Origin of the sequence: Roseburia sp. AM23-20, assembly GCF_003470905.1 — a bacterium.
Lineage (GTDB): Bacteria > Bacillota > Clostridia > Lachnospirales > Lachnospiraceae > Roseburia > Roseburia rectibacter.
The window spans coordinates 1-21,998 of sequence record NZ_QRHS01000009.1 but is presented as its reverse complement, the minus strand read 5'-3'; the positions used below and the strand labels follow the sequence as shown (position 1 = coordinate 21,998).

Genomic DNA, 21,998 nt, shown 5'->3' with positions numbered 1-21,998 from the left:
GAGTACACATAAACTCTTTGCAGAGAGGGAAGTTCACCGGCTGAAAGACATCCCAGAGAAAGATATGTGGAAGGTAGCTTTTGAACCGGAATACTGAGAAAGTATAGCTGTATGACAGGACATAAGAACAGGTATTGCAGGTATGCACAGGTATTCACGACTCATCCACGTTACAGGATGACCGGTCAGGCATGGACTGGCTGGACACAAGCACCAACAAAGGTGGTACCGCGATCATATTCGCCCTTTGTATTCCGTATGGGATACAAAGGGCTTTTTTGATTCATAGGAAATTATGTCCTGTGAATCAAAACCGCCTATCTATCAGAACTAAAAAAGGAGAACAGATTATGTGTCAGAATTGTAGTAAAGAATTAGCAAAGACCTACGATCCAAAAAGCATTGAAGACCGTTTATACAAAAAATGGGAAGATAACGGCTATTTCCACGCCGAGGTAGACCGTAGCAAAAAGCCGTTTACCATTGTAATGCCGCCGCCAAATATCACAGGACAGCTTCACATGGGACATGCACTTGACAACACCATGCAGGATATTTTAACACGTTATAAGAGAATGCAGGGTTATAATGCACTGTGGCAGCCTGGTACAGACCATGCTTCCATTGCAACTGAGGTTAAGGTAATCGAGAACCTCAAAAAACAGGGCATTGACAAACGTGATCTCGGAAGAGAAGGTTTCCTTGAAAAATGCTGGGAGTGGCGTGATGAGTACGGCAGCCGCATTATCAACCAGTTAAAGAAAATGGGATCTTCCGCTGACTGGGAGAGAGAGCGTTTTACCATGGACAAAGGCTGCTCTGAGGCAGTGCTTGAGGTATTCGTAAAATTATATGAAAAAGGACTGATTTATAAGGGTTCCCGTATCGTTAACTGGTGTCCGGTATGTAAGACATCTATCTCGGATGCCGAGGTAGAACATGAGGAGCAGGACGGATTTTTCTGGCACATCAACTATCCGGTTGTCGGTGAAGAAGGCAGATTTGTCGAGATCGCAACAACAAGACCGGAGACATTGTTTGGTGATACCGCAGTTGCAGTCAACCCGGATGATGACCGATACAAAGATATTGTTGGAAAAATGTTAAAACTTCCGATGACAGACCGCGAGATCCCGGTGATCGCTGATGCGTATGTTGATAAAGAGTTCGGAACCGGATGCGTAAAGATCACACCGGCACATGACCCGAATGACTTTGAGGTCGGAAAACGCCACAACTTAGAAGAAATCACGGTTATCAATGATGATGCAACGATGAATCATTATGCCGGAAAATATGAGGGCATGGATCGCTATGAGTGCAGAAAAGCATTAGTGGAAGATCTTGAGAAACAGGGACTTCTTGTAAAAGTAGAGCCACATGCCCATAATGTAGGAACCCATGACCGCTGTGGCACAACCGTAGAGCCGATGGTAAAACAGCAGTGGTTTGTAAAGATGGATGAGCTGATCAAACCTGCTGTTGAGGCAGTAAAAAATGGAGATATCCAGTTACTTCCAAAACGCATGGAGAAAACATATTTTAACTGGACAGACAATATCCGTGACTGGTGTATTTCCAGACAGCTCTGGTGGGGACATCGTATTCCGGCTTATTACTGCCCGGACTGTGGTGAGATGGTCGTAGCAAAGACTGCGCCGGAAAAATGTCCGAAATGCGGCTGTGACCATATGGAGCAGGACCCGGATACCTTAGATACCTGGTTTTCATCCGCACTCTGGCCGTTCTCCACATTAGGCTGGCCGGAAAAGACAGAAGACTTAGATTACTTCTATCCGACAGACGTACTTGTAACCGGATACGATATCATTTTCTTCTGGGTTATCCGTATGATCTTCTCAGGTTATGAGCAGATGGGAAAAGCACCGTTCCATACCGTATTATTCCACGGACTGGTTCGTGATTCCCAGGGACGTAAGATGAGTAAATCTTTAGGAAACGGTATCGATCCGCTGGAAGTTATCGACAAATACGGTGCAGACGCACTCCGCCTGACACTGATCACCGGAAATGCACCTGGAAATGACATGCGTTTCTACTGGGAGCGTGTTGAGGCATCAAGAAACTTTGCAAATAAAGTGTGGAATGCATCCCGTTTCATTATGATGAACCTTGAGGGAAGTGAGATCAAAACCCCATCACTTGACGAGTTAAAACCGGCAGATAAATGGATCTTATCCAAAGTAAACACACTTGCAAAAGATGTGACAGAAAATATGGATAAGTACGAGATGGGAATCGCGGTACAGAAAGTTTACGATTTTATCTGGGATGAGTTCTGTGACTGGTACATCGAGATCACGAAGACACGTACTTATAATAAAGAAAATGATCCTGCATCTGCAAATGCAGCATTCTGGACGTTAAAGACCGTATTGACAGAGGCATTAAAACTGCTTCATCCGTTCATGCCGTTTATCACAGAAGAGATTTTCTGTACACTGCATCCGGAAGAAGATACGATCATGCTTGCAAAATGGCCGGAGTACCGTGCTGACTGGAATTTCCCGGCAGAGGAAGAAATGTTAGAGCACTGTAAGGATCTGGTAAAAGGTGTCCGTAATGTGCGTACAGAGATGGATGTTCCGCCATCAAGAAAAGCAAAAATCTTTATTGTTGCAGAGGAGGCTGCTTTGCGTGATTCCTTTGAACTGACGAAAGAGGCATATGCAAATCTTGCCGGCGCAAGTGAGGTCATGGTGCAGCAGGATAAGACAGGCATTGGGGAGGACGCTGTATCTGTTGTGATCCCCGGTGCTACACTGTATCTGCCACTGGAAGATCTGGTTGATTTTGAAAAGGAAAAAGAACGTCTGTTAAAAGAACAGGCACGTTTAGAGAAAGAGCTTGCACGTTCTAAGGGAATGCTTTCCAATGAAAAATTCTTAAGCAAAGCACCGGAAGCAAAAGTGCAGGAAGAGAAGGACAAACTTGCCGGATACGAACAGATGATGGCGCAGGTCAAAGAACGTTTGGCACAGATGTCAAAATAATTGCAAGATAATGAGCGCAAGAATGGCGAATTGGATCATGTGCTGATTTTGTACATGATATAAGTAAAAAGGAGCTATGCATGAAGGTTTCATCCTTACCGGCGAGCCGGAAAGGAGCCTGCCCGGCATAGCTCTTTTTAGTAAAATAGCACCAAAAAACAAACATTTTGTTAAAGAATTTACTTGAAAAAGCATAAAAGTACTAGTATTATATAAGATAAGGAATATTCTACGTTACTATATATACATACATGAGAAAGAATTGGGGAGCACGCCTATGGTAACAGAAGAAAAGCCAATCGTACAGATAACGGCGGATGGCATGGAAGCTTATATTATGCTTGTAACGCCGGACGATGGGGGAGAATATACAGTTGAATCATTGCAGAAAGCACTGGATGAGAGAGGTGTCAAGTACGGAATAGATGAATCAGCGTTGAAAAAGCTGGCTGATGAAAAAAAATATGGACTGGAGACATTAATAGCACGGGGCACAGAGGCGGTAGATGGAAAAGACGGTTATTATGTTTATAATTTTAACTGCAACTTTGATAAAAAACCGTTGATAAAACCGGATGGAACCGTGGATTACTGGTCTGTAAAGTCGATAGAGTCTGTGGTGCAGGATCAGGTGATCGCGGAGTACCATCCTTGTGTGGAGGGAACAGACGGCAAGACAGTCACTGGAAAGCCGATACCTGCAAAGCGGGGAAGAGAACAGCTTCCACTGAAAGGAAAAGGATTTGAACGCCGGGATGATAATACCTACGTTGCGCTGATGAGTGGTAAGATCGAGACACAGAATGACAGGGTTGTGATCCTTCCGGTACATGAATTGTCCGGCAATGCAGATCTTTCCAGTGGCAACATTGATTTTCATGGTGATGTTGTGATCCACGGAAGCGTGGAAAGCGGCGTTATAGTAAAAGCAAGTGGTACGATCACAGTGGATGGAATCGTCGAGGCATGCACGTTAGAGGCAGGAAAAGATATCATTTTAAGGAGTGGAATGCTCGGTGGAAATAAGGCATCGGTAAAGACAAAAGGCAGTATTACCGCAAAGTTTTTTGAATTTACCCGTATTGAATGTGCAGGCGATATTCGTGCAGATGTGTTGATGGATTGTCAGGTACAGTGCTTTGGAAAGATCATCATGAATGGAAAACGCGGAAGCATCATCGGTGGACTTACACATGGAGTGCGTGGAATCGAGGTTACGACATTAGGGAACGATGCCGAGAAGAAGACCGTTATTATGACTGGTGCAAGTCCGGAGGAATATGCAAAGCTCAAACAGTTAGAAAAGACGATTCAGGAGCTGAGTCAGGGATTAGTGCAGATCGATGAGGGACTGCGAAAGTTTGAAGAACTCGAAAAAGCTCGTGGAGTCAGCTATAAAGATGATCCGAGAAGAGTAACACTGCTCCGTGTCAAGATCCGTGATACTGCAACGTTAGCAAACAGCAAAGAAGAGGCAAAACGGATTCGTAATCTGATCGAGAGTGCGAGCGGTGCATGTGTTACCGTTTTGCGGGAGACTTATCCGGGAGTGGTGATCCAGATCGAGGATACCAAGCTGCTTGTACAGAACAATGTAAAATCAGCGGAGTTTTACAAGCTGCAGGATAAGATCAAGACGAGAGAATGCTCATAAAACTGCTGTCGAATATGGCAGAAGTTTTACGAAAAACTTAATATAAATTTACTTGATTATTGTCACCACTATATTATAATATAGTGGTGATTCTTTTTGCCCCGAAATTGTGCAAAGGAGCGAAGAATATTAAAATAGATGTTGCCATAAAATTTGGCAGAAAAGGACTGGTCGATTATGATTAATTTTGAAGAAGAGTTAAAGAATTTTAAACCGAGCTTAGAGGTAGAAGAGGCAGAGCAGGCGATATATAATCATGAATTAACAGATATGACAGATGTTTTAAAAGAGATGATGCAGGAATTAAAGCATAATATGTAAGATATCTTTTGAAAAGTCAAATGTAAGTTCGTGAAGTGAGGGAAAGAATGAAGTGCTATAATTGTGGAGCAAAGCTTGGAAGGGAAAATATCTGCCCTGAATGTGGCGTAAATGTAAAAATATATAAAAAAATTGTCATGGCATCCAATGAATATTATAATGATGCACTGGCAAAGGCGGGGGTCCGTGATCTTTCAGGAGCAATTGAAAGTCTCAAAACAAGTCTGAAATTCAATAAATTAAATATAGATGCAAGAAATCTGCTTGGACTGGTCTATTTTGAGATGGGCGAAGTCGTGGAGGCGTTGACAGAGTGGGTGATCAGTAAGAACTATCAGCCGTCTGATAATGCTGCAAGCCGTTATCTGGATGAGATACAGAATAACAGGTCAAGGCTTGAGACGATCAATCAGACCATCAAAAAATACAATCAGGCATTATTATACTGCAGACAGGACAGCCGCGATCTGGCGATTATCCAGTTAAAAAAAGTATTGTCATTGAATCCGAAATTAGTCAGTGGGCATCAGCTTTTAGCACTGCTTTACATTCAGGAGGGCAAGTATGATCTCGCAAAGAAGTCTTTGCGCAATGCAGGAAAGATCGATGCAAATAATACGATCACACTCCGTTATCTGAAAGAAGTGAATGCAGGATTAAAGGATAATACCTCCGGGAAAAAACCAAAAGAAGAACAGATTTCCTATCAGAGTGGCAATGAGACGATCATCCAGCCAAAGTATTTAAAAGATAATTCTGCGATGGGAACAATCCTTAATATGGTCATAGGAATCGCAATCGGTGCGGCAATTACTGGATTTCTGGTTGTGCCGGGTGTGCGCCGTCAGGTTCAGAATGATGCAAAAGCGCAGGTGCTTGATGCGAATAACACAGTTTCATCAAAGAATCAGGAAATCAGCACTCTGCAGAAACAGATCGACGATCTGACAAGTCAGATGACTGAGGTCAAGGACAGTGCAGAAGGATCGGAGAACAAGATCAGCACATATGATCAGCTGCTCTCTGCCTATGCATCTTATTCGGATGGTAATATTGAGGCGGCAGGGAATGCACTTGGCAATGTCAATGAGGAATATTTAAGTGACAGTGCTAAGAGTGTTTATGAGACGATCAATGCACAGGTCAATGCAGACTATTTAGAGTCCTTATATAATCAGGGATACAGCGATTATAACAGCCAGAAGTTTGAGGAGGCTGCCACAAGTTTACAGAAAGTTGTAGACATGGAAGAGACCTACAAAGACGGATATGCACTGTATTATCTGGCACAGGCATACCGCAAGAACAATGATCTTGAGACAGCAAAGATTTATTACCAGAAGATCGTAGAACTCTATCCTGGTACAGAGCGTGCAGCAAATGCACAGAATTATCTTAATATTGAGGAATAAGATATTTGGAATAAACAAAATTAAATATCAGCAATGCCATTATACAAAAGACGTCTGGATAATATCAGGCGTCTTTTTATTTCACAAAAAGGCATTTTATCAATGATATCGCGAATCAGGGAACGCTGGGAAAGGAGTATTTATGGAAGAAAAATATCAATTAAAGGAAGGGTGTTTAACGATTCAGATGCCAAAAGAGCTTGATCATCATGAGGCGGGCAGACTTAAGCTGGAAGCAGATTATCTGATCGGGGCATACCATGTCAGACGGCTTGTATTTGATTTTCGGGAGACGGAGTTCATGGACAGTTCAGGGATCGGTGTGATCATTGGAAGGTGCAAGAGTATGGGATTTTCCGGTGGGGAAGTGATGGCGATGAATATGAACGAGCGTGTAAAAAAAATATTTATGGTGTCAGGACTGCAGAAGCTGATCCGGACGGATCTGGTCAGAAAAGAATGGGACATGCAGGATTAAAAAAGTGAAAATCAGAAAATGAAATGGAGAATCAATATGCAGACAGATCATAGTAATGAGAACGAAATGAAACTCGAATTTGATGCAAGGTCAGTAAATGAAGGGTTTGCAAGAATGGCAGTAGCTGCGTTTGTAGCGGAATTAGACCCGACACTGGATGAAATTTCAGATATTAAGACTGCTGTTTCGGAGGCGGTGACCAATGCGATTATCCACGGGTACGACAGTCCAAAGGAAAAGGTGGAAGTATCCTGTAAACTGTGTGGAAACTGCGCTGAGATCACGGTAAAGGATCATGGTCATGGAATTGAAAATGTACCAAAAGCCATGGAACCTTTTTTTACAACAAAACCGGAACTGGAGCGCTCCGGTATGGGATTTGCCTTTATGGAAGCCTTTATGGATGAAGTGGAGGTACATTCGGCACCCGGAAAAGGGACTACAGTGATAATGAAAAAAAAGATCGGCGCAGGGATGGGCGTCTGATATGGAGCATTTTAAGGAACTGATGCAGCAGGCACATGAGGGGGATAAAAGTGCGAGGGATGCACTGATCGCAGGAAACCTTGGACTTGTACATACGATCGTGTACCGGTTTGAAAACCGTGGGCATGACAGGGAGGAGTTATTCCAGATCGGATGCATTGGACTTATGAAGGCGGTAGATAAATTTGATCTTTCATTAAATCTTGCATTTTCTACATATGCTGTTCCGGTGATCATGGGGGAAATCCGCAGGTTTTTAAGGGATGACGGTATGGTGAAGGTAAGCCGGACGTTAAAGGAAAATGCTTATAAGGCAGGACGTGCACGAGAGGAATTGTGGAGAGAACTTGGAAGAGAGCCGGGAATGGTTGAGATTGCAGAGCGGACAGGGTTAAGCTGTGGCGAGATCATTATGGCAATGGAATCAGCAAGGGATGTGGAATCTATTTATCAGCCGGTCTATGAGAAAGACGGGGACGAGCTTTTAATGGTCGATCAGTTGTGTGAAAGAGAAGAAAACGGCATAGATGAACCGGAAAAGGAAGCGGTCTTAAACCGGATGGTGATCGAGCAGTTGTTAGCACTACTGGATGAGCGGGAAAAAAATCTAATCCGGTGCCGTTATTTTGAAAACCGGACGCAGAGCGAGACTGCAAAAGAACTTGGAATGACGCAGGTGCAGGTCAGCAGGCTTGAAAAAAAGATTCTGATTGGTCTTAGAAAAAATTTAGGATAGAAAAGTGCAGGGCGAATATATTAAAAAAACGGGCAAATTGTAATGATTATGCCACATCCGGTTGATTTTCCCATATAAACATGTTATTTTTTTATAAAATGCAGAGAAATTAACATGATAAGGCTGTGCAAAGTGGAAAACAGTGTGAAAAAATAAGAATTTTGTGCAAAAGTGAAAAAGGATTTTGGTGCAGAAGAGGGAGAATTAACATGAAATACGAAAATTATATATTTGACTTATATGGAACTTTAGTGGATATTCGCACGGATGAGGAAAAACCGGAGTTATGGGAAAAACTTGCGCAGTTTTACGGATATTACGGTGCAGCTTATACAGCGCAGAAACTGAAAAATGCATATACACGCCTCACAGGACAGAAAGAGGATGCCCTGCGGCAGGAGATGGGATCAGAGGCAGATATGAAAAAAGATGATACCCATGAAGCACATCCGGAGATAGAGATTGAGGAAGTTTTTCTTGCGCTGTTTCAGGAAAAAGGAGTGCAGGCAGACTTAGAACTTGCCATTCATGCGGGGCAGTTTTTCCGGATTCTTTCCACAGAATATATCAGACTTTATGATGGGGCAGAGGAACTTCTTACAGCATTGCGTGAAAAAAGGAAAAAGGTATATCTGCTCTCAAATGCACAGCGTATTTTTACGGCGTACGAAATGAGACTTTTGGGTTTAGAGCCTTATTTTGATGATATTTTTCTGTCATCTTCGTGCAAAGTAAAAAAACCGGATGCGCGTTTCTTTCATTTATTACTCGACAAACATCACTTGGTACCGGAAGAGAGCATTATGATTGGAAATGATGCAGTCAGTGATATCAAGGGAGCAAAAGAGGTCGGACTGCATACATTTTACATCCATTCAAATATTTCACCGGACATAAAAAAGAAACCGGACGCAGATTATGTACTGATGCAGATGGATCTGGCAAAAGTGCGGCAGATCCTGATTTCCGATTAATGTGATAGAAAAAAATGCCGATACATTCATATATGAATGGAGGACCGGTTATGGCAAAATACGAAAAAACAGAACGTCTCGAAAAAGTACCGATGGAGTACTTGTGGGAGGGGCTTGTTTTATCAGATAATCTTTACAATTATAATGGAAGTGTACTTTTAGTGCCGAGCGGAGAAGTTATCACAAAAAGCAAACTTGATAAACTGATCAATTTCAGCGATGGCAATAATTATATTACAACATTCCGCGGATCTTACGAGTATATCATGAAGGGAAAAGACCGTCCGGCTGAAATACAGCAGAAAATGTTGGAAAACAGAACCGGTTATACAGAACTGCGCAAAGGCGTCGACCATGTGCTTCAGATGAGCAAAAATGTGATGTTTGTCAATCATGCTGAAGTGGAAGGTATGATGGAGAAAGTATACAGCAGAATGGTATCCGTGGATGCCGGAGAGATTTTCCAGTGTATTACCGTGCCAAGACCGGTTGACGAGGCATTGCAGAGACATTCCTTAAATGTTGCACTTTTAAACGGAATCATGGGACAATGGTTAGGACTCGATGAAAAAGACATCCGGAGTCTGATTTTAACAGGTGTGCTTCATGATATTGGAAAGACGAAGATTCCGGAAGAAATTTTAAATGCACCGAGAAAACTGACGCAGGAAGAGTTTGAAATTATGAAAAGACATCCGCTTTATTCTTTTGAACTGCTGGGGGAGGATATCAGCGAGGATGTACGCTATGCAGTGCGCTGGCATCATGAAAAATTAGATGGAAGCGGTTATCCGGATGGTTTAAAAGGAAGCTCCATTTCTTATTTTGCAAGAATTACATCAATTTCGGATATTTATGATGCAATGCTTTCTGCGCGCAGTTATAAAAAAGAGAAGATTCCGTTTGATGTGCTGCAGTGGTTTGTAACTGAGGGGTACAAAGGACTTGACCAGAATCTTCTCAATATATTTATAAAAAATATGGTAAAAGTATACAGACATCAGCAGGTTATTATGTCGGATGGCAGGGAAGGATGCGTTGAATATATTCCGTTAAATGATATGGATCATCCGATCGTCTCCGTCGGAGAAGAAGCAAGACAGGTAGACGAAGACTGGTACTGTGTGCATATGGCATAAGAATCGTGATGTCCTATCATGCAGTGGATTCACTTGCAGCATGATCAGAGATCAGAGTCGAGGGAATCTTCATGCAGAATAAAATGATTGCGCTCCGTTTTAAGGAGTCCCTCCCGCTGCATTTTTGATAGTTCTGCAGACAGGGCACTGCGGTCTACGTTTAAGTAGTCGGCAAGCTGCTGTCTGTTAAATGGTATCGTAAAATCAAGGCTTTTCGCAGCGGCAGATTGTGCAGAAAGGTAAGAGAGAAGCCGTCCGCGGATCGATTTTGGTGTGGTATGGAAGATCCTGCGGGAGAGAAGCAGATTTTTCCGTGCCGAAATAAAAAACATATTATGGATCAGGCGGTTGTGATGTGAACAACTGTTATTGCAGGTTGTGAGCAGCCGTCCTATATTTAAAAACAATACTTCTGTCTTTGCGGATGCAGAGACAACATTGACCATCAGAGGTTCTTTTGACAGGCTTGCGTAAGTTTCAGCGAAGAAAAAGCCGGGGGCTATGTCATCTAATACACTGTGATTTCCCCATACATCATCATTTTCAATCTGAACATTTCCGGACAGTACAAGTCCCATGGAATGAACACATTCCCCGGCGTGATAGATGATCTCGCCTTTTCCGTAACTTCTTGTGACTGCTCCAAGACAGGAGAGCATTTCTTTAATTTCTTCCGGCGATTCGCCCGAAAACAGCATTGTCTGACTTAAAAACTGATAATCCATAAAAGAGAAACCTTCTTTTTTAAAATTTTTTTTAATGTTGTTATGACAACATACTTTTGAGAAAAATTCTAGTATAGTGTACGAGTAATGTCAAGAGCGCAGAAAACAGGAGGAATTTATATGGTACGCAGAGTAATACAGATAGACGAAGAAAAATGCAACGGATGTGGTCTTTGTGCAGAGGCTTGTCACGAAGGTGCAATCGGCATTGTGGACGGAAAGGCAAAACTACTCCGTGATGATTATTGTGACGGACTTGGCGATTGTCTGCCAAACTGTCCGGTTGGAGCAATCTCTTTTATAGAGCGTGAGGCGGCAGCTTATGATGAGGCAGCAGTCCAGGAAAATAAAAAGAAAAAAATGCAGGCAATGGGACAGGCACTTTCCGGTGGATGTCCGGGTGCAAGAATGCGTCAGCTTGAAAGAAAACCTGCAGAAGAAAATCAGAGTGCAGCTTCACCGGTCAGTTCAGAATTACGTCAGTGGCCGGTACAGATCAAACTTGCACCGGTCAATGCGCCTTATTTTGACGGGGCAAAACTTTTGATCGCGGCAGACTGCAGCGCATATGCGTATGGTAATTTCCATCAGGATTTTATCCGTGGAAAAGTGACACTGATCGGATGTCCGAAATTAGATGATGTGGATTACAGTGAAAAACTGACAGAGATCATTAAAAATAATGATATTAAGAGCATGACGATCGTGAGAATGGAAGTACCTTGCTGTGGAGGAATCGAGCATGCAGCAGTGACTGCATTAAAGAACAGCGGAAAATTCATTCCATGGAATGTTGTGACGATCTCAATTGACGGAAAAATTTTAGATTAAGAAAAACGAAGATAGTGTGAAAATAACATTTTTACACACATAAATGGAGGATGATATATGTTTTGTTTTCAGTGTGAGCAGACAGCGGGATGCAGCGGATGTACGGGAGCTGCCGGTGTATGTGGAAAGAAGAGTGCAACAGCGGATCTGCAGGATGAACTGACAGGAGCACTTGTGGGACTTGCACATGCCTGCATGAACAACCCAAAGACAGAGCAGACGGACCGCATTATAATAGAAGGTTTATTTACAACCATCACAAATGTGAATTTTAATGATGAGACACTGCGTGAAATGATCGCCCGTGTCAGAGAAGAAAAAGCGAAAGTTGCACCGGGATGTACGACTTGCATATCACCGTGCGGCAATACCAATGATTATGATATGAAGCGGATGTGGGAGGCAGATGAGGATATCCGTTCCTTAAAATCCTTAATTTTATTTGGCATCCGTGGTATGGCAGCCTATGCTTATCATGCAATGGTACTCGGATATACAAATGAGGAAGTAAATGACTTTTTCTACCGTGCCTTATTTGCAGTCGGTGAAGATTTCGAGATGGGGGATCTGCTACCACTCGTGTTAGAAACAGGAAAAGTAAATCTTACCTGCATGGAGATGTTAGACCGTGCCAACACAGAAACATTTGGAACACCGGTACCGACGGAAGTGCCTCTGATGGTGGAAAAGGGACCATTTATCGTTATTACCGGACATGATCTTTATGATCTGAAGCTCTTGTTAGAGCAGACAAAAGACAAGGGAATCAACGTTTATACACACGGTGAGATGCTGCCGGCACATGCTTACCCGGAATTAAAGAAATATCCGCATTTAAAAGGCAACTTTGGTACTGCATGGCAGAATCAGCAGAAGGAATTTGATCATATTCCGGCACCGGTTCTTTACACAACAAACTGCCTGATGCCGGTCAAAGAAAGTTATGCAGACCGTGTATTTACAACAGAAGTGGTTTCTTATCCGGAAATGGTGCATATCGGGGAAGATAAAGACTTTACCCCGGTTATCGAAAAAGCATTAGAGCTTGGCGGTTACAAAGAGGATACACAGTTTACCGGTATCAATGGCGGTACAAAGGTCATGACCGGATTCGGTCATGGAACTGTACTTGGCGTGGCAGATCAGGTGATCGCGGCTGTAAAAACCGGGGATATCCGTCATTTCTTCCTGGTAGGAGGCTGTGATGGTGCCCGTGCGGGAAGAAATTATTATACGGAGTTTGTGAAACAGACACCGAAAGATACCATGATCTTAACACTTGCATGTGGAAAATACCGCTTTAACGATCTTGATCTTGGAACGATCGGCGGATTGCCAAGAATCCTTGATATGGGACAGTGCAACGATGCCTACAGTGCGATCCGTGTTGCAGTGGCACTTGCGGAGGCATTTGATTGCGACGTGAATGAGCTGCCGCTTTCCATGGTGCTTTCCTGGTACGAACAGAAAGCAGTCTGCATTTTATTGACACTGCTCCACCTTGGTATCAAAAATATAAAACTCGGACCGACACTGCCGGCATTTATCTCACCGAATATTTTAAATTATCTGGTAGAAAATTACGGCATTGCACCGATTGCGACACCGGAAGCAGATTTAGCAGAGATCCTTGGATAAATCAATAAAATGAATGTTTTGGGAACCTTTCTGTCGCCCTGAATGAAAAAAGGGAGTGTGAAAAATGATGTTTTATTTTTCATACTTCCTTTTTCTGGTTAAATGAAAAAATATACTGTATATTGTCGAATTTTGAGTTATAATAGATAATAAGTTTATATTTGTATTCAGGCTTGTCAGGAATGAGAATATTGTTTTTTTAAGCACGAAATGGGGAATGGTATGGAAAGAATCTGGAATTTTTTTGAAAATATGAATGAATATGTATATGTTGCAGATGCGGATACCCATGAACTGGTTTATATGAATAAAAAGATGAGAGATACTTATGGGATACATTCAAAAGAGGAACTTGCCGGCAAAAAATGTTATGAATTGCTTCAGAATTCAAGCCTGCCCTGTACGATCTGCAATAATGATGAACTGCAGGAAGGACAGTTTAAGGAGTGGCGGTATTTTAACCCGCTTTTAAATAAATACTTTAAAATTAAGGATACTGTTGTGGAGAACAATGGCAGACGATATAGAATAGAGATTGCTCTGAATATAAGTTCTCAGGAACATCAGAAAAATGTGGTACGCCGCTACGAAAAACTGGAAAAAATCGTTAATGAGGGACTGCGTCTTGCCCTTGGAACATCTTCTGCGGATAAATCGCTGGACATCATTCTGGAATATATCGGAAAGGCATTAGATGGAGAGAGAACATATATTTTTGAGCATAATGAGAATGGGTACGATGACAACACTTACGAGTGGGTTGCAAATGGAATCCAGCCGGAGAAAGATAATTTACAGAACATTCCACCAGAAGTATGTGCCAACTGGTATCGGAATTTTCAAGAAGATAAAAACATTGTAATTGAAAATCTGGAGGACATCAGAGAGGAAGATCCGGAACAGTATAAGAATCTGAAACGTCAGGATATCCATTCACTGGTGGTTGTTCCACTTTATTGGGAGAAAAAGATCATTGGATTTTACGGAGTGGATAATCCACCGGTAAAATCATTAGATTATGCTTCCAATATGCTTCATATCATGGGATATTTTATTGTTTCCTCCATTCGGAGAAGAAATCTGTTCCATCAGTTAGAACGCATGAGTTATCGTGATCAGCTCACTCAGTTTGGCAATCGTTATGCGGTCGACTGGTTTGTGGAGCATGAGTGGAATGGGGAACAGATCGGTGTAGTGTACTGCGATATCACAGGGCTGAAAAAGGTCAATGATGAGCAGGGGCATGAAGCCGGAGATCGGTTGATCATCAGGGCATGTGAGTGCTTAGCGGGTGTATTTAAGGGGTGTGGTCTGTATCGGATCGGCGGCGATGAATTTTTAGTACTTTGTCTTGGAATTGAGGAAAAAGACCTGAGGGAACACGTTGAGAAACTGCGCATGGATATGAAAGAACATCAGGTTACAATGGCGGTTGGCATGATATGGAAAGAACACGGTCCTAAGGATATTGATCTGCTTTTAAACGAATCGGAGCGCCTGATGTATGAGGATAAAGACAGGTATTATAAGGAACACGGACTGAAACGGCGCAGATAAATCCTTGTATTGCAGAATTAAATGTTATATTTCCTTCATGCTGGTCTCCTTCTGTTTATTCCCGGTAAATCTGTGCAAACCGGAAATTTCTGATGAATAACATGGTGCAGGATCGTTTTCGATTATTATATTTTACTGTGAGATTGTGATATTAGCAATAGTGAAATGGGGCAGAGAAGAGTTGAAAAGGCAGACGGATAAGAAACAAAGATAAAATAGTAAAAATAGAATAGAACAAAGAAAGAATATGGAGATAAAACAGAAAGGAATAAACAATGAATGTAAATCCTATAACAAGATTGGATTATCCAGATCTGGACGTGATCCGCGTAGAAGACACCTATTATATGGTATCCACAACCATGCACTTTATGCCGGGCTGTGAGATTCTGCAGTCTTTTGATCTGGTGCACTGGGAGCATGTGACTTATGTCTATGAGACGTTGGATCATACGGATGCGCAGCAACTGAAAAGCGGTCAGAATATTTACGGACAGGGCATGTGGGCAGCTTCCCTGCGCTATCATGAAGGCCGATTTTATATCTGCTTTGTGGCAAATGATACCCGTAAGACTTATTTGTATACTTCGGAAAAAATAGATGGTCCATGGAAAAAGCAGCTGATAGAAGGCTTTTATCATGACGGCTCTTTATTATTTGATGAGGATGGCAGAAACTATATTGTATATGGAAATGATGAAATCTGGATTACAGAATTGAATGAAGATTTGACTGCACCAAAGAAGGACGGATTACATCGTCTTTTAGTCAGTGATCATAAGAACCCGGAGCTAGGCTATGAGGGTTCTCATATTCAAAAAATAAACGGCTATTATTATATTTTTCTGGTTCATTCCCTGAGAGACCGCTGGATGCGGACGGAAGCATGCTTTTACAGTGATTCTCTGGAAGGAGAATTCACGGGTGGAGATGTACTTTGTGATGATCGTGGATATTGTGGGCAGGGCGTGGCACAGGGAGGAATAGTGGATACGCCGGATGGAAAGTGGTATGCAATGCTGTTTCAGGATTCCGGAGCAGTTGGACGGATTCCTATTCTGCTTCCGGTTACCTGGAAGGATCATTTTCCGTTTTTTGGACAGAACGGACATGTGCCGGAAGAAATAGAGGTTCACAGTACCAGACCAGGATATATTTATCAGCCATTAGTGGGAAGTGATGATTTCTGTAATGGGCTGCTTCCGCGCTGGCAGTTTAATCATGATCCAGATCCACGGTACTATCATCTGGATGCATTGCAGGGAACCTATACAATTACAACACGGGAAGTTTGTACAGAGCTTACACAGGCAGTAAATACGCTTACGCAAAGGATGAGTTATCCGTCCTGCGCAGCTGAGGTTACTGTTGATGCTTCTGCATTGAAAGAGGGCGATGTCGCAGGTTTGTGTGCGTTGCAGAGCTGTTATGCTGCAGTTGGCATTACAAAACATCATGGAAAATATGAAGTCCTTATGCTGGATAAAAAAGAAGATGGTATATTGGATATGACGGAAGGAACTGTTGTTGAATCACATCAGATGGATTTTCGTCTTGAAGCAGATTTCTGTAACATGAAGGATGAAGCACGCTGCTATTACCGGGTAAATAAGGGAGACTGGCTACCCATCGGAAACGTGCATAAGCTGTACTTCAAACTGGATCATTTTACTGGTTGCCGGTTTGGTCTGTTCTGCTATGCGGCAGAGGAAACAGGAGGAAGTGCCTGCTTCCGGGATTTTAAGTATTATGATGTTGATGAAATCTCATAAAGATAGAACTGCATAAAATAAGTGTCGGAATTTACTCAAATTTTTCCTACTTTGGACATTGGTTTTTACAACGGTATTGTATAGTGAAGCAGAGGAAAAACAAAACATGTTTCAGAGAGGAGAAACGATTATGAGAATTAAGAGTATGATGAAGGGTATGCTTGCTGTTGTAATGGCAATGTCTATGGCAGCATGCTCCGGAGCATCTGCAGCAGACCAGACTTCTTCTGAGTCACCGTCACCGGCACAGACAGAAAGTACAGCAGCAACAGAGCAGGAAACAATCGTAACAGAAGTATCTGCAGAAACGCAGACGCAAGAAGAAACAGCAAAAGCACCGAAATATGTTTTCTGTTTATTGGTGATGGTATGAGCTATCCCCAGTTTCAGGCAGCATCTGACTATCTTGGAGCAATAGCAGATTCCGACGCTATGGATTATGATATGGATCGTGCAGATGGAGAATGGGCATTATCTGACTATGTACAAAAGGGTATTGAAGTATTGGATAATGACACCGGATTCTTTATGATGTGTGAAGGTGGAAAGATTGACTGGGCATGTCATGCAAATGATGCCGGCGCAAAGGATAAAACAGAGGATCTTCATAAAATGATAAAGGAGTGTAAGTTTGATGAACAAGAATAAGTTTGCGATTACACCACCTATGGGCTGGAACAGCTATGATTATTATGACACTACGGTGAATGAGGAACAGGTAAAAAAGAATGCATAGTATATGGCTATGCATTTGAAGGAATTCGGATACGAGTATATTGTTGCGGACATTGAATGGTATTCCAATGATGCCGGAACAAAACGCAAAGAATTTCAGTACATTCCGTTTGGAGATGACGTAATGGATGAGTTTGGGCGTTTTCAGCCCAGTCCCGGCAGATTTCCGTCATCAGCAGACGGAAGCGGATTTACACACCTGCTTCTTATGTACATGAACTTGGATTAAAATTCGGTATTCATATTATGAGAGGTATCCACGTGCGGCAGCAGAAAAGCATCTTCCTGTTAAAGGAACATTTTTTACCGCAGACATGGTGGCAGATCCGTCCTCGATCTGCGGATGGAATCCGGATATGTATGGAGTGAGAAATACAGAAGCAGGTCAGAGCTATTATGATTCCCTGATAGAGATGTATGCTTCCTGGGGTGTTGATTTTATTAAGTGTGATGATTTCTGGGATAACTGGGAGCTTCTTAAGAATATGTTCTGGAGATGTGAGCTATGGCAGGATCATGTAAAAGAGGGCTGTTTCCCGGATTGCGATATGCTGCCACTCGGCAAGGTCGGTAAAGGCTTTGAGACAGGAGAAAGAGACTGTCTGTTTACCAGGGAAGAGCGAAGACCATGATGACACTATGGTGTATGTTCCGTTCTCTGCTGATGATTGGTGCCGAGCTTACCAAAATGGATGATTTTACATTGAGTCTTCTCACTAATAAAGAGCTGTTGGTGTTACTTTCCGAGGACTTCAGGGGAGAACAGCTGCGAAGATCAGATGGGGAGGCTGATTGGAAAAATACAAGCACAAAAACCGGCATGATTACGGCAGCACTGTTTAATCTCAGTGATACTGATCTGGAGATCTGTTTGAATATGGAAGAGCTGTCGGGACGGGAACCGGATAAGGATTCCTATGAATTTACCGAGCTGTGGAGTGGTGAGGTTTTACATAGCGGAAAGGAAGCATTAACCGTCGTAGTACCTGCACACGGTACGAAAGTGTTTTCTGTTCGATAGATAATAAAAATTTTATTCAGACCGGTATTGCTGCGGAGTAATACCGGTTATTTTTTTTGAATTGTTTATGAAAGTAGGAGCTGCTGGAAAATCCAGTTTTTTCTGCAATAATATCCATTCCCCAGTTGGTTCTTTCAAGAAGCTCCTTTGCCTTATCAATGCGCATGGATGTAATGTAAGCACTAAGAGTCTGGTTAAATTTCTGATGAAATACATAAGATAAATAATCCGGACTCATATGCAGATATTCTGCAATAGAAGAACGGTTCAGATCAGGATCGGATAAATTGGAATAGATATAGGTTCGTACACGGAAAATAAAGTCTTCATCCTCTGCCAGCTGATCCTGAGCTGCTTTAGCAGGAGCAATGGATGATATGGAAGCTGCAGACTCTTGATGAGACTGATTTTGCTTAAGTTCTAGTGCGTGCCGGATTTCATCACATAATTGTGTCTTATCTATAGGTTTTAAAACATAGCTGGCACAATGAAGCTTTAACGCCTTCTGGGCATAATCAAAGCGTTGATGGCCGGACAAAATCATACATATTATGGGATATGCAAAATAACCAAGGCAAAACAGGAAAGTCAGGATGAAAATCCCGCAGGAAAGTAAATCAGCATAAACTAATTATCCATTTACGCTTTCTAAAGATAATTAACGATACAGCAAGCCGGAATAATTCCTCCGTGGTAAGCAATGTATACACACCAACAATTCCCCACTTGCATATATATGCTGCAAGGTTTGATGTGCCAAGATGTCCATAAACAGCCGATTCAACATTTTGCCCGAGACTCCATAAAAATTCGCTGATCGGAATCGGCATAATCATTACCAGATAATCACGGATTGTGATTTTTTTAAAATGCAGAGATAACACCGGTTTATCTCCATCTTTTCTGGTACATAAGACAAATCCGATAACAATAAATACCAGGTTAAACAACTGCGAAATAAGTGTGGCAATCGCAGCTCCCTTTATTCCCATACATGAAAATCCCAATTTTCCAAATATCAGCAGATAGTTCAGTCCTGTGTTTACACCAACTGCTCCAAAACTTGCCAGAAATGGTATCGTGGCATGTTCTTTACAGCGCAGCCAGGAGGATAAAATATTGCTGACAGCCATTGGAATATAAGAAAATGCTACGATTTTAAAATAAACCGCACCAGTATTTATAATACTCATATCTTTCGTATACAGTCCAAGAATCTGCGACGGAAAACCTCCGGCTGCAAGCAGGAACAATGCTGATATCACAATTCCGCAGATGAGGCTCACATCAAAACTGCACCATGCTTCTTTTGTTTCTTGTGCACCAATAAACTGAGCGATTAATATCCCCGCAACCGTGCTTACCGCACTGATCACCACTGAAAAAATCAATGAAAAATTACCGCATAATCCAACTGCTGATATATTTGTTTCGCCTAACTGTCCGATCATGATCTGGTCAACAATTGAAAATGATGCCTGCAGCATACTTTGCAATGTGACAGGAATTGCTATTTTACATAATGATTTCATAAACTTTGACATTATAATTTCCTCGTACGTTCCCTTTTTATTAAATCAACCGGTAACACGATTTCTGTCTTATATTCTGCTCCATCGCGCATTGCCTCCAGACATTCAATTGCCGCTTTCGCCCTTAAGCCAGCTTCCTGATGAATCGTTGTGAGGGAAGGATTGCTTTCCCTGCTTGCCATGTTATCATCAAAGCCGATAATCTGGATATCCTCTGGAATCCGAATGTTCTTTCCTTGTAAAAATCTCATAAACTCAAGTGCATAAAAATCGGACACTGCAAAAACAGCGGTAACATTGTTTTTTAACAGTTGCATATAGTTATCCTCATAAAAGTGCATTCTTTCCTTTTCTGTCTTTGGTATCTCCCATCTATATGTTTCTCCTTGTTCAAAGGCTTTGCGAAACCCCTCGATGCGCTCTTTATCCATGCAGATGAAATTATCTGCTATGCATAATGCTTTTGTGACGGGTTACGCGTTTAACCTTTGTAAAAACGATATTTCTATTGTAATATTGAACCAGAACATTAAAAATCAGTAAACAATGTGGTGTAGAGCAAAGGTGAAACACATGAATAAAGAAATGACCGTAAATGGGAAAAGCTATACAATAATTAAATTGCTGGGAAAGGGTAAAGGTGGATATTCTTATCTGGCAGAGTCTGGAAATAACAGGTATGTTTTGAAGCAGATACATCATGAACCTTGTGATTATTATCAGTTCGGAAACAAGCTTGAGGCAGAAATCAGGGATTACAGGAAATTGAAAGAAATCGGAATAAAGATGCCGTCCATGCTTGAAACAGATGTGAAAAATGAACGTATTTTGAAGGAGTTTATTGACGGTGACACGATTTATCAGTTAGTTTTAGAAGACAAGATGAAAACTGACTATATCGAGCAATTACATAGAATGTGTGAGCTATTATATGCTGCCAATACAAATATTGATTATTTTCCAACGAATTTTGTTGTACATAACGAAGAAATATATTATGTTGATTTCGAGTGCAACGATTACATGGAAGAATGGAATTTTGAAAACTGGGGTGTAAAATACTGGTCAAAGACACCGGAATTTTTGCAGTATGTGAAAGAACATTCATGATATAATCAGACAAATATATTTTTCCTAAGAGTTTGTCGTAAAAATGTGGTCAAGCCAAGAAAATTGAGTGCGAAAGTAAGTGAAAAATCCCTGTGAATCCCGTAAAATCAAGATTTCACAAAAAGTTCACAGAAAATTAGCACTCACCTATTGACAGTGCTAATAAGTGGTGGTATAACATAGTCAGAACAAAGGAAGAGGGAACAAAAAGAGAAGATGATTCCCCAGAGTTCCTTCGTCTGAGGTTCCAGAGTAACAGGTAAAAAACATGAGATGTCCACAGAAAGTGGACGGATAGAAAAAGGAGAGATGACTTATGTTACTGCCTAGCATTTTTGGAGAAAACTTATTTGATAACTGGATGGATTTCTCATTCCCGGAGATTCCGGATGTTGATAAAACATTGTATGGTAAACATGCAAAGAACATGATGAAGACCGATGTAAAGGAGACCGAGAAAGGTTACGAAGTAGCCGTTGATCTTCCGGGATTTAAGAAAGACGAGATCCAGCTTGAACTAAATGATGGTTACCTGACCATCAGTGCTGAGAAGGGTCTCGACAAGGAAGAGAAGGATAAAAAAGACAAATACATCAGACGTGAACGTTATGCCGGAAGTATGAGCCGTACCTTCTATGTAGGCGAGAGTGTTACCGAGAACGATATCCACGCAAAATACGAAAATGGTATTTTAACACTGGATGTCCCGAAGGAAGAAGCAAAGAAAGTACCGGAAAAACGATACATATCCATTGAGGGATAACAGATGAGAGGATGCCCCCGGAGAGCGAAAGCTCTTCGGGGGCATTTTTGGTTTGCGCGCCATGGGCGCGCTCTAATGGGTGAAAGTCCCGAACACGCCT

The 21,998-nt window shown here is 41.9% G+C and carries 24 protein-coding genes; 20 read left to right on the top strand and 4 right to left on the bottom strand.

What is annotated here, in order from left to right; translation table 11 throughout:
• Positions 1-350: 350 nt before the first annotated feature.
• The 9 genes from DW650_RS08760 to DW650_RS08725 all read left to right on the top strand — a co-directional run bounded on the left by DW650_RS08760 (position 351) and on the right by DW650_RS08725 (position 10,214).
• Entirely contained in the window at positions 351-3,014 is a 2,664-nt protein-coding gene (locus tag DW650_RS08760; protein ID WP_118209668.1) for a valine--tRNA ligase, read from the top strand.
• Between the two features lie 277 nt (positions 3,015-3,291).
• Positions 3,292-4,668 carry a DUF342 domain-containing protein gene (locus tag DW650_RS08755; protein ID WP_118209667.1) on the top strand — a complete coding sequence of 459 codons (1,377 nt, stop codon included), beginning with the start codon at positions 3,292-3,294 and terminating at the stop codon, positions 4,666-4,668.
• A gap of 177 nt (positions 4,669-4,845) precedes the next feature.
• On the top strand, positions 4,846-4,989 hold the full coding sequence (locus tag DW650_RS19730) for a hypothetical protein (protein WP_015560889.1): 144 nt from the start codon (positions 4,846-4,848) through the stop codon (positions 4,987-4,989).
• 47 nt (positions 4,990-5,036) lie between these two features.
• On the top strand, positions 5,037-6,401 hold the full coding sequence (locus DW650_RS08750; protein ID WP_118209666.1) for a tetratricopeptide repeat protein: 1,365 nt from the start codon (positions 5,037-5,039) through the stop codon (positions 6,399-6,401).
• Positions 6,402-6,543: 142 nt separating this feature from the next.
• On the top strand, positions 6,544-6,879 hold the full coding sequence (locus tag DW650_RS08745) for an STAS domain-containing protein (protein ID WP_117922516.1): 336 nt from the start codon (positions 6,544-6,546) through the stop codon (positions 6,877-6,879).
• A 36-nt stretch (positions 6,880-6,915) separates the two neighbouring features.
• Positions 6,916-7,365 carry an anti-sigma F factor gene (gene spoIIAB / locus DW650_RS08740; protein ID WP_243006942.1) on the top strand — a complete coding sequence of 150 codons (450 nt, stop codon included), beginning with the start codon at positions 6,916-6,918 and terminating at the stop codon, positions 7,363-7,365.
• A gap of 1 nt (position 7,366) precedes the next feature.
• A complete protein-coding gene (locus tag DW650_RS08735; RefSeq protein WP_117922518.1) occupies positions 7,367-8,101 on the top strand; it encodes a SigB/SigF/SigG family RNA polymerase sigma factor in 735 nt (244 codons plus the stop codon).
• A gap of 209 nt (positions 8,102-8,310) precedes the next feature.
• Positions 8,311-9,075 (top strand): HAD family hydrolase, encoded by a 765-nt coding sequence (locus tag DW650_RS08730; RefSeq protein WP_118209665.1) that lies wholly within the window; start codon positions 8,311-8,313, stop codon positions 9,073-9,075.
• Positions 9,076-9,125: 50 nt separating this feature from the next.
• Positions 9,126-10,214 (top strand): HD-GYP domain-containing protein, encoded by a 1,089-nt coding sequence (locus tag DW650_RS08725; protein WP_118209664.1) that lies wholly within the window; start codon positions 9,126-9,128, stop codon positions 10,212-10,214.
• Positions 10,215-10,258: 44 nt separating this feature from the next.
• Here DW650_RS08725 and DW650_RS08720 read toward each other — a convergent pair whose 3' ends face one another.
• Positions 10,259-10,939 (bottom strand): Crp/Fnr family transcriptional regulator, encoded by a 681-nt coding sequence (locus tag DW650_RS08720; RefSeq protein ID WP_117922521.1) that lies wholly within the window; start codon positions 10,937-10,939, stop codon positions 10,259-10,261.
• A 120-nt stretch (positions 10,940-11,059) separates the two neighbouring features.
• Between DW650_RS08720 and DW650_RS08715 the strand changes: the two genes are divergently transcribed.
• From DW650_RS08715 to DW650_RS20475, 9 genes are all read left to right on the top strand, one after another.
• On the top strand, positions 11,060-11,770 hold the full coding sequence (locus DW650_RS08715; RefSeq protein WP_118209663.1) for a 4Fe-4S binding protein: 711 nt from the start codon (positions 11,060-11,062) through the stop codon (positions 11,768-11,770).
• Between the two features lie 57 nt (positions 11,771-11,827).
• Complete coding sequence (gene hcp, locus DW650_RS08710) at positions 11,828-13,408, top strand: hydroxylamine reductase (protein WP_118209662.1); 1,581 nt, start codon at positions 11,828-11,830, stop codon at positions 13,406-13,408.
• Positions 13,409-13,630: 222 nt separating this feature from the next.
• The gene (locus DW650_RS08705) at positions 13,631-14,965 is read left to right on the top strand and encodes a sensor domain-containing diguanylate cyclase (protein WP_243102907.1); all 1,335 of its coding nucleotides are present in this window, start codon (positions 13,631-13,633) and stop codon (positions 14,963-14,965) included.
• Positions 14,966-15,240: 275 nt separating this feature from the next.
• On the top strand, positions 15,241-16,737 hold the full coding sequence (locus tag DW650_RS08700; RefSeq protein ID WP_006858191.1) for a glycoside hydrolase family 43 protein: 1,497 nt from the start codon (positions 15,241-15,243) through the stop codon (positions 16,735-16,737).
• A gap of 130 nt (positions 16,738-16,867) precedes the next feature.
• Positions 16,868-17,110, top strand: a complete 243-nt coding sequence (locus DW650_RS08695) for a hypothetical protein (RefSeq protein ID WP_118209660.1) — start codon at positions 16,868-16,870, stop codon at positions 17,108-17,110.
• Positions 17,107-17,385 carry an alkaline phosphatase gene (locus DW650_RS08690; protein WP_330414625.1) on the top strand — a complete coding sequence of 93 codons (279 nt, stop codon included), beginning with the start codon at positions 17,107-17,109 and terminating at the stop codon, positions 17,383-17,385. The genes DW650_RS08695 and DW650_RS08690 overlap by 4 nt, the downstream gene beginning before the upstream one ends.
• Positions 17,386-17,476: 91 nt before the next feature.
• Positions 17,477-17,701 carry a hypothetical protein gene (locus DW650_RS20485; RefSeq protein WP_330414624.1) on the top strand — a complete coding sequence of 75 codons (225 nt, stop codon included), beginning with the start codon at positions 17,477-17,479 and terminating at the stop codon, positions 17,699-17,701.
• Positions 17,702-17,828: 127 nt separating this feature from the next.
• A complete protein-coding gene (locus tag DW650_RS20480; RefSeq protein ID WP_330414623.1) occupies positions 17,829-18,104 on the top strand; it encodes a hypothetical protein in 276 nt (91 codons plus the stop codon).
• A complete protein-coding gene (locus DW650_RS20475) occupies positions 18,101-18,493 on the top strand; it encodes a hypothetical protein (protein WP_330414622.1) in 393 nt (130 codons plus the stop codon). Before DW650_RS20480 ends, DW650_RS20475 begins: the two co-directional genes overlap by 4 nt.
• A 16-nt stretch (positions 18,494-18,509) precedes the next feature.
• Here DW650_RS20475 and DW650_RS08680 read toward each other — a convergent pair whose 3' ends face one another.
• The 3 genes from DW650_RS08680 to DW650_RS08670 all read right to left on the bottom strand — a co-directional run bounded on the left by DW650_RS08680 (position 18,510) and on the right by DW650_RS08670 (position 20,456).
• Complete coding sequence (locus tag DW650_RS08680) at positions 18,510-19,037, bottom strand: response regulator transcription factor (protein ID WP_118209659.1); 528 nt, start codon at positions 19,035-19,037, stop codon at positions 18,510-18,512.
• 73 nt (positions 19,038-19,110) lie between these two features.
• Positions 19,111-20,037, bottom strand: a complete 927-nt coding sequence (locus DW650_RS08675) for an MATE family efflux transporter (protein WP_118209658.1) — start codon at positions 20,035-20,037, stop codon at positions 19,111-19,113.
• Positions 20,037-20,456, bottom strand: coding sequence for a substrate-binding domain-containing protein (locus DW650_RS08670; protein ID WP_243102906.1), 420 nt, complete (start codon positions 20,454-20,456; stop codon positions 20,037-20,039). The genes DW650_RS08675 and DW650_RS08670 overlap by 1 nt, the downstream gene beginning before the upstream one ends.
• 142 nt (positions 20,457-20,598) lie before the next feature.
• On the opposite strand from DW650_RS08670, the gene DW650_RS08665 reads away from it, so the two are divergent.
• A complete protein-coding gene (locus DW650_RS08665; protein WP_118209657.1) occupies positions 20,599-21,135 on the top strand; it encodes a hypothetical protein in 537 nt (178 codons plus the stop codon).
• A 316-nt stretch (positions 21,136-21,451) separates the two neighbouring features.
• Entirely contained in the window at positions 21,452-21,898 is a 447-nt protein-coding gene (locus DW650_RS08660) for an Hsp20/alpha crystallin family protein (RefSeq protein ID WP_118209656.1), read from the top strand.
• The last annotated feature ends 100 nt before the right edge of the window (positions 21,899-21,998 follow it).